This is a genomic window from Streptomyces phaeofaciens, from assembly GCF_014648915.1.
Lineage (GTDB): Bacteria > Actinomycetota > Actinomycetes > Streptomycetales > Streptomycetaceae > Streptomyces > Streptomyces phaeofaciens.
The window spans coordinates 1-13189 of record NZ_BMSA01000010.1; the positions used below are offsets into that span (position 1 = coordinate 1).

Consider the following 13189-nt stretch of genomic DNA (forward strand, 5'->3'; position numbering starts at 1 on the left):
GTACGACGCAGGGAGTTGCCGAGCGTGTAGCCGAAGCCCGGCTCCAGCGGCTCGATCACGAACCGGGAGCGGAACTCGTCGACGACCTCTTCGGTCAACGAGGGACGCTGAGCGATCAGCATGTTGCGTTCCTTCAGTCAGGGGCACCCACTATTTGATGCCCTGAGTCACCGGGCGGTGGCCCGGTGGTGATACAGCAAGGGTACGGGCGATACGGCCCTTTTACGGAGCCGTACCGCCCGGAAACCTCAGACCGACCGACGAGCGGCCGAGCGGCCGTGCGTCAGACGCGGCGGCGCTTCGGCGGACGGCAGCCGTTGTGCGGGGTCGGGGTGACGTCCTGGATGGAGCCGACCTCGAGGCCCGTGGCCTGCAGGGAACGGATGGCGGTCTCACGACCGGCGCCCGGGCCCTTGACGAACACGTCGACCTTGCGCATGCCGTGCTCCTGAGCGCGGCGGGCAGCCGACTCGGCGGCCATCTGCGCGGCGAACGGCGTGGACTTGCGGGAGCCCTTGAAGCCGACGTGGCCCGCGGAGGCCCAGGAGATCACGTTGCCGGCCGGGTCCGTGATGGACACGATCGTGTTGTTGAACGTGCTCTTGATGTGCGCGTGGCCGTGCGCGACGTTCTTCTTTTCCTTGCGGCGCACCTTCTTGGCAGCGCCCTGACGACCCTTGGGGGGCATCTACAAACTCCTACGGGGAGGTGGTCGGTCCTACAGCGAAGACCGCTGATGAAGCGTTGTCCGCTGAGGACTACTTCTTGCCCGGCTTCTTCTTGCCGGCGATGGCGCGACGCGGGCCCTTGCGGGTACGAGCGTTCGTGCTGGTGCGCTGACCGCGGACGGGCAGACCACGACGGTGACGGAGACCCTGGTAGCAGCCGATCTCGACCTTGCGGCGGATGTCGGCCTGGATCTCGCGACGGAGGTCACCCTCGGTCTTGATGTTGGCGTCCACGTACTCGCGGATCGCGACGAGCTGCTCCTCGGAGAGGTCGCGAACGCGGGTGTTCGGGTCGACGCCGGTCGCAGCCAGCGTCTCCTGCGAAAGGGTCCGGCCAATGCCGAACACGTAGGTGAGGGCGACCTCCACGCGCTTGTCGCGCGGGATGTCAACACCGGAAACGCGTGCCATTCAATGGCTCCTGGTGATCTTCGGAGGTCTTCCGCAGAGCCTGCTCCCAGCCGCCGTACCAGGTACGAACTGGGTCTCCGGCCTCCGAACCGGGGGTGTCAGGCAAGAAAAAACCCCGCCTGGGCCCTGCGTATGAACATATTCAGCTCGCGTCGCGCGAAGTCTCTGCGATATCGATGCAGAGGGTGTGATCCGGTGCGATCAGCCCTGGCGCTGCTTGTGGCGCGGGTTCTCGCAAATGATCATGACCCGACCGTGACGGCGGATCACCCTGCACTTGTCGCAGATCTTCTTGACGCTCGGCTTGACCTTCATGGGATGTGAGGTTCTCCGGGTCAGTTGCCGGCAACCCCGCACGCGGAACAGCGCACGGAGCCGGGGCAAGATCTACTTGTAGCGGTAGACGATCCGGCCACGCGTCAGGTCGTACGGAGACAACTCCACCACGACCCGGTCGTCAGGGAGGATACGGATGTAGTGCATCCGCATCTTGCCGCTGATGTGTGCCAGGACCTGGTGGCCGTTCTGGAGCTCGACCTTGAACATGGCGTTCGGAAGAGACTCGACGACAGTGCCCTCGATCTCGATGGCACCTTGCTTCTTGGCCACGCTTCGCCCTTCGAATCGACTACCTTGATCGACTCCCCCGCTTTCCCTTACGGGCGCATGCGGACATGCGGGTGCACGAGAGCCGACGAGTCAGTCTACGTCAGCGCATCCAGAAACACGAATCGAGAAGTCTGCCCCACCCAGCAGATCATCATGCGCACGCCCATCCCGACAGCCCCGGCACAGACCTCCGGCCGACGGACCGGGGCGGACCCGTGCCCGTAGGCCGGCGGATCCGGGGCCGCCGTCACGCGTCCGTCAGGCCGGCGGATCCGGAGCCGCCGTCACGCCGTGTTCGGCCAGCGTCGCGCGGCCGCAGTCCGGGGCCGTCAGGACCAGCGGACCCTCCTCCGTCAGCGCGACGGAGTGCTCCCAGTGCGAGGACCAGGTGCCGTCCGTCGTGATGACGGTCCGGTCGACCGATCCTCCACGCCACTCTCGCGGGCTCGGCGCCGGGGGCGCCTCACGGGCTTCGAGTGGCTGCGCCGGCCTCCGGCCGACGGCTGGGAGCGGGCCCCACCGTCAGGCCAGCGGATCCGGGGCCGCCGTCACGCCGTGTTCGGCCAGCTTCGCGCGGCCGCAGTCCGGGGCCGTCAGGACCAGCGGCCCCTCCTCCGTCAGCGCGACGGAGTGCTCCCAGTGCGAGGACCAGGTGCCGTCCGTCGTGATGACGGTCCAGTCGTCCTCCAGAACCTCCGTGCGCGGGGTGCCCAGGGAGACCATCGGCTCGATGGCCAGGCAGAAGCCCGGGACCAGCTTGGGGCCCTTGCCGCGGCGGCGGTCGACGTAGTTCAGCAGGTGCGGGTCCATGTGCATCTCGGTGCCGATGCCGTGGCCGCCGTAGTCCTCGATGATCCCGTACTTGCCGCCGCCCGGCTTCGGCTGGCGGCGGATGTACGTCTCGATGGCCCGGGAGACGTCCACCAGCCGGTTGCCCGGCTTCATGGCCGCGATACCGGCCCACATCGACTCCTCGGTCACCCGGGACAGCTCCACCAGCTCCGGAGCGTGACCGGAGCCCACGAAGGCCGTGTAGGCCGCGTCCCCGTGCCAGCCGTCCACGATCGCGCCGCAGTCGATGGAGATGATGTCGCCGTCCTTGAGGACGACCTCGTCGGAGGGGATGCCGTGGACGACCACGTCGTTCACCGAGGTGCAGATGGTCGCGGGGAAGCCGCCGTACCCGAGGAAGTTCGACTTCGCGCCGTGCTCGGCGAGGACCTTGCGCGCGACCTCGTCCAGGTCCTTCGTGGTCGCCCCCGGCACTGCCGCTTCCCGCGTCGCCGCGTGGATGGCCGCGACGACCAGCCCCGCCGCACGCATCCTGGCGATCTGCTCGGGGCTCTTGATCTGCACCATGGGGGGCCTGCGCTCTCCGTCACTCAGGTCGATGGGTACTCGAGGGTTACTACTACGTACACAACAGTACGGCCGTGGGGTCCCGGGGGACTCCACGGCCGTACAGGGACGACGGCTACTGGTCGTCGCCCTCACGCTTCAACGCGGCCAGCGCACGGCCGGTGACCTCTTCCACGGGACCCATGGAATCGATCGTCACCACCAGGCCCTGGGCCTTGTAGTAGTCGATGATCGGCTCGGTCTGCGTGTGGTAGACCTCGAGCCGGGTCCGCACGGTCTCCTCGGAGTCGTCGTCCCGCTGGTACAGCTCGCCGCCGCAGACGTCACAGACGCCTTCGCGGGCCGGCTTCTTGTACGTCACGTGGAAGACGTGGGACGAGTCGTTGCGGCAGATGCGCCGGCCGGCGATCCGCTTGACGACCTCCTCCTCGGGGGCCTCCAGGTCGAGCACCGCGTCCAGCTTGATGGCCTCGGTGGTGAGCAGCTCGTCCAGCGCCTCCGCCTGCGAGACATTGCGCGGGAAGCCGTCCAGCAGGAAGCCGCGCTCGGCGTCCGGCTGCTCCATGCGGTCCTTGGCCATGGCGATGGTGACCTCGTCCGGCACCAGCTCGCCCTTGTCCATGTAGGACTTCGCGAGTTTCCCGAGCTCGGTCTGCTGGCTGATGTTGGCGCGGAACAGGTCGCCCGTGGAGATGTGCGGCACGCTCAGTGTCTCGGCCAGGCGAGTGGCCTGCGTTCCCTTTCCGGCACCCGGCGGCCCGACGAGGACGATTCGCATCAGCGGAGGAACCCTTCGTAATTACGCTGCTGGAGCTGGCTCTCGATCTGCTTCACCGTCTCCAGGCCGACACCCACGATGATCAGGATGCTCGTCCCGCCGAAGGGGAAGTTCTGGTTTGCCCCGAAACCAACCAACGCCATCGTCGGCACAAGAGCGATCAGACCCAAGTACAGCGAACCCGGCCAGGTGATCCGGTTGAGCACGTACGACAGGTACTCAGCGGTCGGTCGGCCAGCCCGGATGCCCGGGATGAAGCCACCATACTTCTTCATGTTGTCGGCGACTTCCTCGGGGTTGAAGGAAATGGCCACGTAGAAGAAGGCGAAGAAGACGATCAGCAGGAAGTACAGGGTGATGTAGACGGGGTGATTGCCCTTGGTCAGCGTCTGCTCGATCCAGGTCTTCCAGCCGGAGGTCCCGCTGGAGAACTGGGCGACAAGAGCCGGGATGTAGAGCAGCGACGAGGCGAAGATGACCGGGATCACACCGGCCTGGTTCACCTTGAGCGGGATGTACGTCGAGGTACCGCCGTAGGACCGGCGGCCGATCATGCGCTTCGCGTACTGCACCGGGATCCGGCGCTGGGCCTGCTCGACGAAGACCACCAGGGCGACCATGACCAGGCCGACCAGGATGACCGTGCCGAACTCGATCCAGCCGTCCGCCAGGGTGCCCTGCTTCTTGATGGCCCACAGCGCCGACGGGAACGTGGCGGCGATCGAGATGAACATCAGGATCGACATGCCGTTGCCGATGCCGCGGTCGGTGATCAGCTCACCGAGCCACATGACCATGGCCGTACCGGCGGTCATGGTGACGACCATGACGATGGTGGTGAAGATCGCACGGTCCGGGACGATGCTCGAGGCGACCGTGCAACCGGAGAACAGGGCGCCGCTGCGGGCGGTCGCCACGAGGCCGGTGCCCTGGAGGATGGCGAGCGCCACGGTGAGATAACGGGTGTACTGCGTGATCTTCGCGGTGCCGGCCTGGCCCTCCTTCTTCAGGGCTTCCAGGCGTGGAATGACCACGGTCAGCAGCTGAAGGATGATGCTCGCCGTGATGTACGGCATGATCCCGAGCGCAAAGATGGTGATCTGCAGCAGCGCGCCGCCACTGAACATGTTCACCAGACCGAAGAGGCCCTGGTTGCCGGACGCCTCGTCCACGCACCGCTGGACGGACGTGTAGTCGACACCGGGGATCGGGATGTGCGTACCGACCCGGTAGACCACGATGATGGCGAGCGTGAAGAGCAGCTTCTTGCGCAGGTCGGGCGTCTTGAACGCCCGGGCGAACGCGGTGAGCACGGTGCCTCCTGCGACCCCCGCGCATCTGCGTCAAGGGTGACGGTCTTGAAGGTCCAATAGGAACAACGACATGAGTAACGGCCGACTGCCGCTCAAGGTGCCCGCTTGAGGGAACCTTGTGAAAAGTGGGCAGTGCAGGTCACCTTACCGGCGACACGCCTTCCCTAGGAACGACCAACCGGGGATACCCCATTTGTGGGGTATCCCCGGTCGGGATCGTTCAAGTCATCGAGACGCCTGTTGTGTTCAGACGAGCTCGGTGACGGTACCGCCGGCGGCGGTGATCTTCTCCTTGGCGGAGCCGGAGACGGCGTCGACCGTCACCTGAAGCGCCACGGTGATCTCGCCCTGGCCGAGCACCTTGACGAGGCTGTTCTTGCGAACGGCACCCTTGGCGACGAGACCCTCGACGGTGACCTCGCCACCCTCCGGGTACAGCGCGGCCAGCTTGTCGAGGTTCACGACCTGGAACTCGATCTTGAACGGGTTCTTGAAGCCCTTCAGCTTCGGAAGACGCATGTGGAGGGGCATCTGGCCACCCTCGAAGCGCTCCGGAACCTGGTAGCGGGCCTTCGTGCCCTTGGTACCACGACCGGCCGTCTTACCCTTCGACGCCTCACCACGACCGACACGGGTCTTGGCGGTCTTGGCGCCCGGGGCGGGACGGAGGTTGTGGATCTTGAGCGGGTTGTTCTCCGCCATGATCAGTCGACCTCCTCGACCGTCACGAGGTGGCGGACGGTGTGCACCATGCCGCGGAACTCGGGACGATCTTCCTTGACGACCACGTCGTTCAGGCGCTTGAGCCCGAGCGAACGAAGGGTCTCACGGTGGTTCTGCTTGCTGCCGATGTACGACTTCGTCTGCGTGATCTTGAGGCGGGCCATTACGCACCAGCCCCGGCACGCGCACGAAGCAGAGCCGCGGGAGCGACGTCCTCGAGGGGCAGACCACGGCGAGCCGCGATCTCCTCGGGACGCTGCAGGCCCTTGAGGGCCTCCACGGTCGCGTGCACGATGTTGATCGCGTTCGACGAACCGAGCGACTTCGACAGGATGTCGTGAACGCCGGCGCACTCGAGCACGGCACGCACCGGGCCACCGGCGATGACGCCGGTACCGGGGGAAGCAGGCTTGAGCAGGACGACGCCCGCGGCCTTCTCGCCCGTGATCGGGTGCGGGATGGTGCCCTGGATACGGGGAACCTTGAAGAAGTGCTTCTTGGCCTCCTCCACACCCTTGGCGATGGCGGCCGGCACCTCCTTGGCCTTGCCGTAACCGACACCCACGGTGCCGTCACCGTCGCCCACCACGACCAGCGCGGTGAAGCTGAAGCGACGACCACCCTTCACAACCTTGGCGACACGGTTGATCGCGACGACGCGCTCAACGTACGCGGTCTTCTCGGCGGCAGCAGCGCCGCCGTCACGGCCCTTCCGGTCCCGCCGCTCGCCGCCACCGGCACCGCTTCCGCGGCGCTGGGGTCCAGCCATTGGATTACCTCTCTCTTTTTCCGCTAGCTACGCAGCGACCTAGGTCGCTAGCGCGACGGGCGACTCAGAACTTGAGTCCGGCCTCGCGGGCGGCATCCGCCAGGGCGGCGATGCGCCCGGCGTACTGGTTACCACCACGGTCGAACACGACAGCCTCGACACCGGCGGCCTTGGCGCGCTCGGCGACCAGGGCACCGACCGACTTGGCCTGCGCGGACTTGTCGCCCTCGCCGCCGCGGATCGTCGTGTCCAGGGTCGACGCCGACGCCAGGGTGTGACCCTTGATGTCGTCGATGACCTGGGCCACGATGTGGCGGTTCGAGCGCGTCACGACGAGACGCGGACGCTCAGCCGTACCCGAGATGTGCTTACGGATCCGGATGTGGCGACGCTTGATCGCGGCACGCTTGTAAGCGTCGCCCTTGAGGATCTTCTGTCCGTATGCCATGGCTTACTTACCCGCCTTTCCGACCTTGCGGCGGATGACTTCGCCCTCGTACTTGACGCCCTTGGCCTTGTACGGGTCGGGCTTGCGCAGCTTGCGGATGTTGGCCGCAACCTCGCCGACCTTCTGCTTGTCGATGCCCTCGACCGAGAACCGGGTGGGGTTCTCGACCTTGAAGGAGATTCCCTCGGGGGCCTCGACGGTGATCGGGTGGCTGTAACCGAGCGCGAACTCAAGGTTCGAGCCCTTCGCGGTCACGCGGTAACCGACACCACTGATCTCGAGCTTCTTCACGTAACCCTGGGTCACGCCGGTGATCATGTTCGCCACCAGCGTGCGGGACAGGCCGTGCAGGGCCTTGCTCTGACGCTCGTCGTTGGGGCGGGTGACGTTCAGAACGCCGTCCTCACCCTTGGCGATCTCGATCGGCGCAACGACGGTGTGGGTCAGCGAGCCCTTGGGACCCTTGACCGAAACCGTCTGGCCGTCGATGGTGACGTCCACGCCGGCGGGAACCGTGATAGGGAGCTTGCCAATACGCGACATAGCTGTTTCCGTTCCCTTCCGCTACCAGACGTAGGCGAGGACTTCTCCGCCTACGCCCTTCTTGCCGGCCTGCTTGTCGGTGAGGAGACCGTGCGACGTGGAGATGATCGCCACGCCGAGGCCACCGAGCACCTTGGGCAGGGAGGTGGACTTCGCGTAAACCCGGAGACCGGGCTTGGAGATCCGCTTGATGCCCGCGATGGAGCGCTCACGGTTCGGGCCGAACTTGAGCTCGAGGGTGAGGTTCTTGCCGACCTCGGCGTCCTCGACCTTCCAGCCCGTGATGAAGCCCTCCTGCTGGAGGATCTCCGCGATGTGCGACTTGATCTTGGACGCCGGCATCGTCACGGAATCGTGGTACGCCGAGTTCGCGTTCCGCAGACGCGTCAGCATGTCTGCGATCGGATCAGTCATGGTCATGAATTGGCCTGTGGCCTCTCTCGCCGGGGTTTCCTGGTGCGCCATCCCTCTCCCCGATCCGAGACGGGGCGGGTGCGGCGCGGTGGACCTACGGCGTAGTAAGTCGTACGGGCGACCATCAGGTGCCCAACCCTCCAAGCCTAAGCCATGAAGAGGTGGGCACCTGACACGCCCATTGCTTACCGAGAGCCTCTGGAACCCCTAATAAGGGGGTTTACCAGGAGCTCTTGGTCACGCCCGGCAGCTCGCCACGGTGAGCCATCTCACGAAGGCACACACGGCAGAGGCCGAACTTGCGGTACACGGAGTGGGGACGGCCGCAACGCTGGCAGCGGTTGTACGCGCGCACAGCGAACTTGGGCTTGCGAGCAGCCTTCGCGATCAGAGCCTTCTTCGCCATCTCGCTCACGCCTCCTTGAAGGGGAAGCCGAGGTGACGAAGGAGCGCACGGCCCTCAGCGTCGTTGGTCGCCGTGGTGACCACGGTGATGTCCATACCCCGGACACGGTCGATCTTGTCCTGGTCGATCTCGTGGAACATGACCTGCTCCGTGAGACCGAAGGTGTAGTTGCCACGGCCGTCGAACTGCTTGGGGGACAGACCACGGAAGTCGCGGATGCGCGGGAGCGCGAGCGACAGGGTGCGGTCCAGGAACTCCCACATGCGGTCGCCACGGAGCGTGACGTGGGCACCGATCGGCTGACCCTCACGCAGCTTGAACTGCGCGATGGACTTGCGGGCCTTGGTGACGGCCGGCTTCTGACCGGTGATCGTGGTGAGGTCGCGGATGGCGCCCTCGATCAGCTTGGAGTCGCGGGCGGCGTCGCCCACACCCATGTTGACCACGATCTTGACGAGGCCGGGGATCTGCATGACGTTCTCGTAGGAGAACTCCTCACGCAGCTTGCCCGCGATCTCCTCGCGGTACTTCGTCTTGAGACGCGGAGTGGTGGTGGTAGCCATCAGATGTCCTCACCCGTCCGCTTGGCAACGCGGATCTTGTTGCCCTCGTCGTCGAAGCGGTAACCGACGCGCGTGACGACCTTGTTGCCGTCCTTCTCCACGACCAGCTGAACGTTGGACACGTGGATCGGGGCCTCGGTGGTCACGATGCCGCCGGCCTGGGAGCCCTTGGCGGTCGGACCGGCCTTCGTGTGCTTCTTGACCCGGTTGACACCCTCGACCAGGACGCGGTCCTCGCGGGGGAAGGCCGCGATGACCTTGCCCTGCTTGCCCTTGTCCTTACCCGTGATGACCTGGACCAGGTCGCCCTTCTTGATCTTCATGCTTACAGCACCTCCGGAGCCAGCGAGATGATCTTCATGAACTTCTTCTCGCGCAGCTCGCGCCCGACCGGGCCGAAGATGCGGGTGCCGCGAGGGTCACCGTCGTTCTTCAGAATGACGGCGGCGTTCTCGTCGAAGCGGATGTACGAGCCGTCCGGACGGCGGCGCTCCTTGACGGTGCGAACGATGACCGCCTTGACGACGTCACCCTTCTTCACGTTGCCACCGGGGATCGCGTCCTTGACGGTGGCGACGATGACGTCACCGATGCCCGCGTAGCGGCGACCGGAGCCACCGAGCACACGGATGCAAAGGATTTCCTTCGCACCAGTGTTGTCGGCGACGCGCAGTCGCGACTCCTGCTGGATCACGTCTATCTCCTGTTTGTCTGCCGGTTCCCCGGGAGCCGCTCAGCAGAGCGGCTCCCGGAGCCTGGCGGAACTGTCCTGCGAGGGATGCCCCGCAGGAGCGTACTGACGGGAATTCCCTTGCGGGAATTACCTACTTGGCCTTCTCGAGGATCTCGACGACGCGCCAGCGCTTCGTGGCGGACAGCGGCCGGGTCTCCATCAGGAGGACACGGTCGCCGACACCCGCGGCGTTCTGCTCGTCGTGCGCCTTGAGCTTGTTCGTACGGCGGATGACCTTGCCGTACAGCGCGTGCTTGACGCGGTCCTCGACGGCGACGACGACGGTCTTGTCCATCTTGTCGCTGACGACGAGACCCTCGCGGGTCTTGCGGAAACCGCGCGCCTCGGTGTTCTCAGTCACGTTGCTCTCGCTCATCAGGCGCTCTCCACCGTCTCGATGCCCAGCTCGCGCTCACGCATCAGGGTGTAGATCCGCGCGATGTCCTTGCGGACGGCCTTCAGCCGACCGTGGTTCTCGAGCTGACCCGTCGCCGCCTGGAAGCGGAGGTTGAACAGCTCTTCCTTGGCTTCGCGGAGCTTCGCCAGAAGCTCCTCGTCACCCAGTTCGCGCAGCTCGGACGCCTTGGTACCGGCCGACATCACGCTTCACCTGCCTCGCGCTTGACGATCCGGCACTTCATCGGCAGCTTGTGGGCTGCGCGAGTGAGGGCCTCACGGGCGATCTTCTCGTTCGGGTAGGACAGCTCGAACATGACCCGGCCCGGGTGCACGTTCGCGATCCACCACTCCGGCGAACCCTTACCGGAACCCATGCGGGTCTCGGCAGGCTTCTTGGTGAGGGGACGGTCCGGGTAGATGTTGATCCAGACCTTGCCGCCACGCTTGATGTGGCGGGTCATCGCGATACGAGCCGCTTCGATCTGGCGGTTGGTCACGTACGCCGGCGTGAGGGCCTGGATGCCGTACTCGCCGAACGCGACCGTGGTACCGCCCTTGGCCTCACCGCGACGCTTCGGGTGGTGCTGCTTGCGGTGCTTGACCCTACGGGGGATCAGCATGTCGGTCAGGCCTCCGTTCCGGTGCTCTCAGCCGGAGCGGCAGCCGGAGCCTCGGCCTTGGGGGCCTCGGCAGCGGGAGCCTGCTGCGGCTTGCGACCGCGACCGCCACGCTCGCCACCGCGGCCACCACGGGCCGGGCGGTCGGCGCCGCCACGAGCCGGGCGGTTGCCGGCACGGGCAGCAGCGTTCTCGGCGCGGACCTCGGCGATGTTCTTGACGTCGCCCTTGTAGATCCAGACCTTCACACCGATGCGGCCGAAGGTCGTCTTGGCCTCGAAGAAGCCGTAGTCCACGTTCGCGCGGAGCGTGTGCAGGGGCACACGGCCCTCGCGGTAGAACTCCGAGCGGGACATCTCGGCGCCACCGAGGCGGCCACCGCACTGGATCTTGATGCCCTTGGCGCCGGCCTTCATGGCGGACTGCATGCTCTTACGCATGGCCCGACGGAAGGAGACGCGGGAGGAGAGCTGCTCGGCGACGGCCTGGGCCACCAGCTGAGCGTCCGTCTCCGGGTTCTTGACCTCGAGGATGTTGAGCTGGACCTGCTTCTTGGTCAGCTTCTCCAGGTCACCGCGGATACGGTCGGCCTCGGCGCCGCGGCGGCCGATGACGATGCCCGGGCGAGCGGTGTGGATGTCCACACGCACACGGTCACGGGTGCGCTCGATCTCGACCTTGGAGATGCCGGCGCGCTCCATGCCGGACGTCATCATCCGACGGATGGCGACGTCTTCCCCGACGTACTCCTTGTACGACTTGTCGGCGTACCAGCGGGACTTGAAGTCCGTGGTGATGCCGAGCCGGAACCCATGCGGGTTAACCTTCTGGCCCATTACCGGGTTCCTTCCTTGCTGCTGACGACCACGGTGATGTGGCTGGTCCGCTTGCGGATCCGGTAGGCACGGCCCTGGGCGCGCGGCCGGAACCGCTTCAGGGTCGGACCCTCGTCGACGTACGCCTCGGAGATGAAGAGGCTGTCGGCGTCAGTGTGGTCGTAGTTGTGCGCGGCGTTGGCAATGGCGCTGTCCAGCACCTTGCCGACCGGCACGCTCGCGGCCTGCGGGGCGAAACGCAGGACCGCCTGAGCCTCCGTGGCGTCCATGCCACGGATAAGGTCCACCACCCGGCGGGCCTTCATGGGCGTGACGCGGATGTACCGCGCCTGGGCCCTGGCTTCCATGGTTGTCCTTCCAGTGTCTGTCATGGTCATTCCACCCCGCTACTAGCGGCGCTTCGACTTCCGGTCGTCCTTGACGTGACCCCGGAAGGTGCGCGTCGGCGAGAACTCGCCGAGCTTGTGGCCGACCATCGACTCGGTGACAAACACCGGAATGTGGGTCTTGCCGTTGTGCACCGCGATCGTGTGGCCCAGCATGCTGGGGACGATCATCGAGCGACGGGACCAGGTCTTGATGACGTTCTTGGTACCGGCTTCGTTCTGGGCGTCCACCTTCTTGACGAGGTGGCCGTCGACGAAGGGTCCCTTCTTGAGACTGCGCGGCATCTAAACCCGCTCCTAGCGCTTCTTGTTCGTCTTGCGGCGGCGGACGATGTACTTGTTCGAAGCCTTCTTCGGCGAACGAGTACGACCCTCCTTCTGACCCCACGGGGAGACCGGGTGGCGACCACCGGAGGTCTTGCCCTCACCACCACCGTGCGGGTGGTCGACCGGGTTCATCGCGACACCACGGACAGTCGGACGCACGCCCAGCCAGCGCTTACGACCGGCCTTGCCCCAGTTGATGTTGCTCTGCTCGGCGTTGCCGACCTCGCCGACCGTGGCGCGGCAGCGCTGGTCGACCAGGCGGATCTCACCGGAAGGCATGCGGAGGTGGGCCATCGTGCCCTCCTTCGCGAGCAGCTGCACGGAGGCACCGGCGGAGCGGGCGAACTTGGCGCCGCCACCGGGACGGATCTCGATCGCGTGGATCGTGGTACCGACCGGGATGTTGCGGAGCGCCAGGTTGTTGCCCGGCTTGATGTCGGCCCCGGGACCGTTCTCGACGCGGTCACCCTGCGACAGGTTGCGGGGGGCGAGGATGTAACGCTTCTCGCCGTCCGCGTAGTGCAGCAGCGCGATGCGCGCGGTGCGGTTGGGGTCGTACTCGATGTGCGCGACCTTCGCCGGCACGCCGTCCTTGTCGTGACGACGGAAGTCGATCACGCGGTAGGCGCGCTTGTGTCCGCCACCCTGGTGGCGAACGGTCACACGACCGGAATTGTTACGGCCGCCCTTGCTGTGCAGGGGACGGACCAGCGACTTCTCCGGCGTGGACCGCGTGACCTCGACGAAGTCGGCGACGCTGGAGCCACGACGGCCCGGCGTAGTCGGCTTGTACTTGCGGATTCCCATTTCTCAGTCCTCGTCCGATA

24 protein-coding genes and 1 pseudogene are annotated in these 13189 nt (G+C 66.0%); all 25 read right to left on the bottom strand.

The annotated features are described in order from the left end of the window. A pseudogene (locus IE275_RS17895) lies at positions 1 to 122 on the bottom strand (DNA-directed RNA polymerase subunit alpha); the annotation flags it as partial. Positions 123 to 283: 161 nt separating this feature from the next. Further along, on the bottom strand, positions 284 to 688 hold the full coding sequence (rpsK, locus tag IE275_RS17900) for a 30S ribosomal protein S11 (protein ID WP_189712332.1): 405 nt from the start codon (positions 686 to 688) through the stop codon (positions 284 to 286). Between the two features lie 70 nt (positions 689 to 758). Beyond that, on the bottom strand, positions 759 to 1139 hold the full coding sequence (gene rpsM, locus IE275_RS17905; protein WP_189712333.1) for a 30S ribosomal protein S13: 381 nt from the start codon (positions 1137 to 1139) through the stop codon (positions 759 to 761). A gap of 201 nt (positions 1140 to 1340) precedes the next feature. Continuing rightward, positions 1341 to 1454: a 50S ribosomal protein L36 gene (rpmJ, locus tag IE275_RS17910; RefSeq protein ID WP_004984509.1), complete on the bottom strand. Its 114-nt coding sequence runs from the start codon at positions 1452 to 1454 to the stop codon at positions 1341 to 1343. Between the two features lie 72 nt (positions 1455 to 1526). Further along, on the bottom strand, positions 1527 to 1748 hold the full coding sequence (infA, locus tag IE275_RS17915) for a translation initiation factor IF-1 (RefSeq protein WP_003948620.1): 222 nt from the start codon (positions 1746 to 1748) through the stop codon (positions 1527 to 1529). Between the two features lie 522 nt (positions 1749 to 2270). Continuing rightward, positions 2271 to 3107, bottom strand: a complete 837-nt coding sequence (gene map, locus IE275_RS17925) for a type I methionyl aminopeptidase (protein WP_189712334.1) — start codon at positions 3105 to 3107, stop codon at positions 2271 to 2273. A gap of 115 nt (positions 3108 to 3222) precedes the next feature. Then, positions 3223 to 3885 carry an adenylate kinase gene (locus IE275_RS17930; RefSeq protein ID WP_189712335.1) on the bottom strand — a complete coding sequence of 221 codons (663 nt, stop codon included), beginning with the start codon at positions 3883 to 3885 and terminating at the stop codon, positions 3223 to 3225. Continuing rightward, positions 3885 to 5198 carry a preprotein translocase subunit SecY gene (secY, locus tag IE275_RS17935; protein WP_189712336.1) on the bottom strand — a complete coding sequence of 438 codons (1314 nt, stop codon included), beginning with the start codon at positions 5196 to 5198 and terminating at the stop codon, positions 3885 to 3887. Before secY ends, IE275_RS17930 begins: the two co-directional genes overlap by 1 nt. 246 nt (positions 5199 to 5444) lie before the next feature. Beyond that, positions 5445 to 5900, bottom strand: a complete 456-nt coding sequence (rplO, locus tag IE275_RS17940; protein WP_189712337.1) for a 50S ribosomal protein L15 — start codon at positions 5898 to 5900, stop codon at positions 5445 to 5447. 2 nt (positions 5901 to 5902) lie between these two features. Then, a complete protein-coding gene (gene rpmD, locus IE275_RS17945; RefSeq protein ID WP_055632353.1) occupies positions 5903 to 6085 on the bottom strand; it encodes a 50S ribosomal protein L30 in 183 nt (60 codons plus the stop codon). Further along, complete coding sequence (gene rpsE / locus IE275_RS17950; protein ID WP_020132624.1) at positions 6085 to 6690, bottom strand: 30S ribosomal protein S5; 606 nt, start codon at positions 6688 to 6690, stop codon at positions 6085 to 6087. Before rpsE ends, rpmD begins: the two co-directional genes overlap by 1 nt. 64 nt (positions 6691 to 6754) lie before the next feature. Further along, the gene (gene rplR, locus IE275_RS17955; RefSeq protein ID WP_020132625.1) at positions 6755 to 7138 is read right to left on the bottom strand and encodes a 50S ribosomal protein L18; all 384 of its coding nucleotides are present in this window, start codon (positions 7136 to 7138) and stop codon (positions 6755 to 6757) included. 3 nt (positions 7139 to 7141) lie between these two features. Next, positions 7142 to 7681 (bottom strand): 50S ribosomal protein L6, encoded by a 540-nt coding sequence (gene rplF / locus IE275_RS17960; protein ID WP_057602881.1) that lies wholly within the window; start codon positions 7679 to 7681, stop codon positions 7142 to 7144. Positions 7682 to 7702: 21 nt separating this feature from the next. After that, positions 7703 to 8101 (bottom strand): 30S ribosomal protein S8, encoded by a 399-nt coding sequence (rpsH, locus tag IE275_RS17965; protein ID WP_030788259.1) that lies wholly within the window; start codon positions 8099 to 8101, stop codon positions 7703 to 7705. A gap of 214 nt (positions 8102 to 8315) precedes the next feature. Next, positions 8316 to 8501 carry a type Z 30S ribosomal protein S14 gene (locus IE275_RS17970; protein WP_030890724.1) on the bottom strand — a complete coding sequence of 62 codons (186 nt, stop codon included), beginning with the start codon at positions 8499 to 8501 and terminating at the stop codon, positions 8316 to 8318. A 5-nt stretch (positions 8502 to 8506) separates the two neighbouring features. Further along, complete coding sequence (gene rplE / locus IE275_RS17975) at positions 8507 to 9064, bottom strand: 50S ribosomal protein L5 (RefSeq protein ID WP_030788262.1); 558 nt, start codon at positions 9062 to 9064, stop codon at positions 8507 to 8509. Further along, positions 9064 to 9387 carry a 50S ribosomal protein L24 gene (gene rplX, locus IE275_RS17980; protein WP_030039760.1) on the bottom strand — a complete coding sequence of 108 codons (324 nt, stop codon included), beginning with the start codon at positions 9385 to 9387 and terminating at the stop codon, positions 9064 to 9066. Before rplX ends, rplE begins: the two co-directional genes overlap by 1 nt. Positions 9388 to 9389: 2 nt before the next feature. Then, positions 9390 to 9758 (bottom strand): 50S ribosomal protein L14, encoded by a 369-nt coding sequence (gene rplN, locus IE275_RS17985; RefSeq protein ID WP_003998823.1) that lies wholly within the window; start codon positions 9756 to 9758, stop codon positions 9390 to 9392. A gap of 130 nt (positions 9759 to 9888) precedes the next feature. Then, positions 9889 to 10173, bottom strand: a complete 285-nt coding sequence (rpsQ, locus tag IE275_RS17990; protein ID WP_014674375.1) for a 30S ribosomal protein S17 — start codon at positions 10171 to 10173, stop codon at positions 9889 to 9891. Further along, positions 10173 to 10397, bottom strand: coding sequence for a 50S ribosomal protein L29 (gene rpmC / locus IE275_RS17995; RefSeq protein ID WP_003998824.1), 225 nt, complete (start codon positions 10395 to 10397; stop codon positions 10173 to 10175). The genes rpsQ and rpmC overlap by 1 nt, the downstream gene beginning before the upstream one ends. Then, positions 10397 to 10816, bottom strand: a complete 420-nt coding sequence (rplP, locus tag IE275_RS18000) for a 50S ribosomal protein L16 (protein WP_030788270.1) — start codon at positions 10814 to 10816, stop codon at positions 10397 to 10399. Before rplP ends, rpmC begins: the two co-directional genes overlap by 1 nt. A 5-nt stretch (positions 10817 to 10821) precedes the next feature. Further along, positions 10822 to 11649, bottom strand: coding sequence for a 30S ribosomal protein S3 (gene rpsC / locus IE275_RS18005; protein WP_189712338.1), 828 nt, complete (start codon positions 11647 to 11649; stop codon positions 10822 to 10824). Further along, a complete protein-coding gene (gene rplV, locus IE275_RS18010) occupies positions 11649 to 11996 on the bottom strand; it encodes a 50S ribosomal protein L22 (protein ID WP_003974262.1) in 348 nt (115 codons plus the stop codon). Before rplV ends, rpsC begins: the two co-directional genes overlap by 1 nt. A 42-nt stretch (positions 11997 to 12038) precedes the next feature. Further along, positions 12039 to 12320, bottom strand: a complete 282-nt coding sequence (rpsS, locus tag IE275_RS18015; protein ID WP_055718840.1) for a 30S ribosomal protein S19 — start codon at positions 12318 to 12320, stop codon at positions 12039 to 12041. 12 nt (positions 12321 to 12332) lie between these two features. Beyond that, on the bottom strand, positions 12333 to 13169 hold the full coding sequence (rplB, locus tag IE275_RS18020) for a 50S ribosomal protein L2 (protein ID WP_006376052.1): 837 nt from the start codon (positions 13167 to 13169) through the stop codon (positions 12333 to 12335). Between the last annotated feature and the right edge of the window lie 20 nt (positions 13170 to 13189).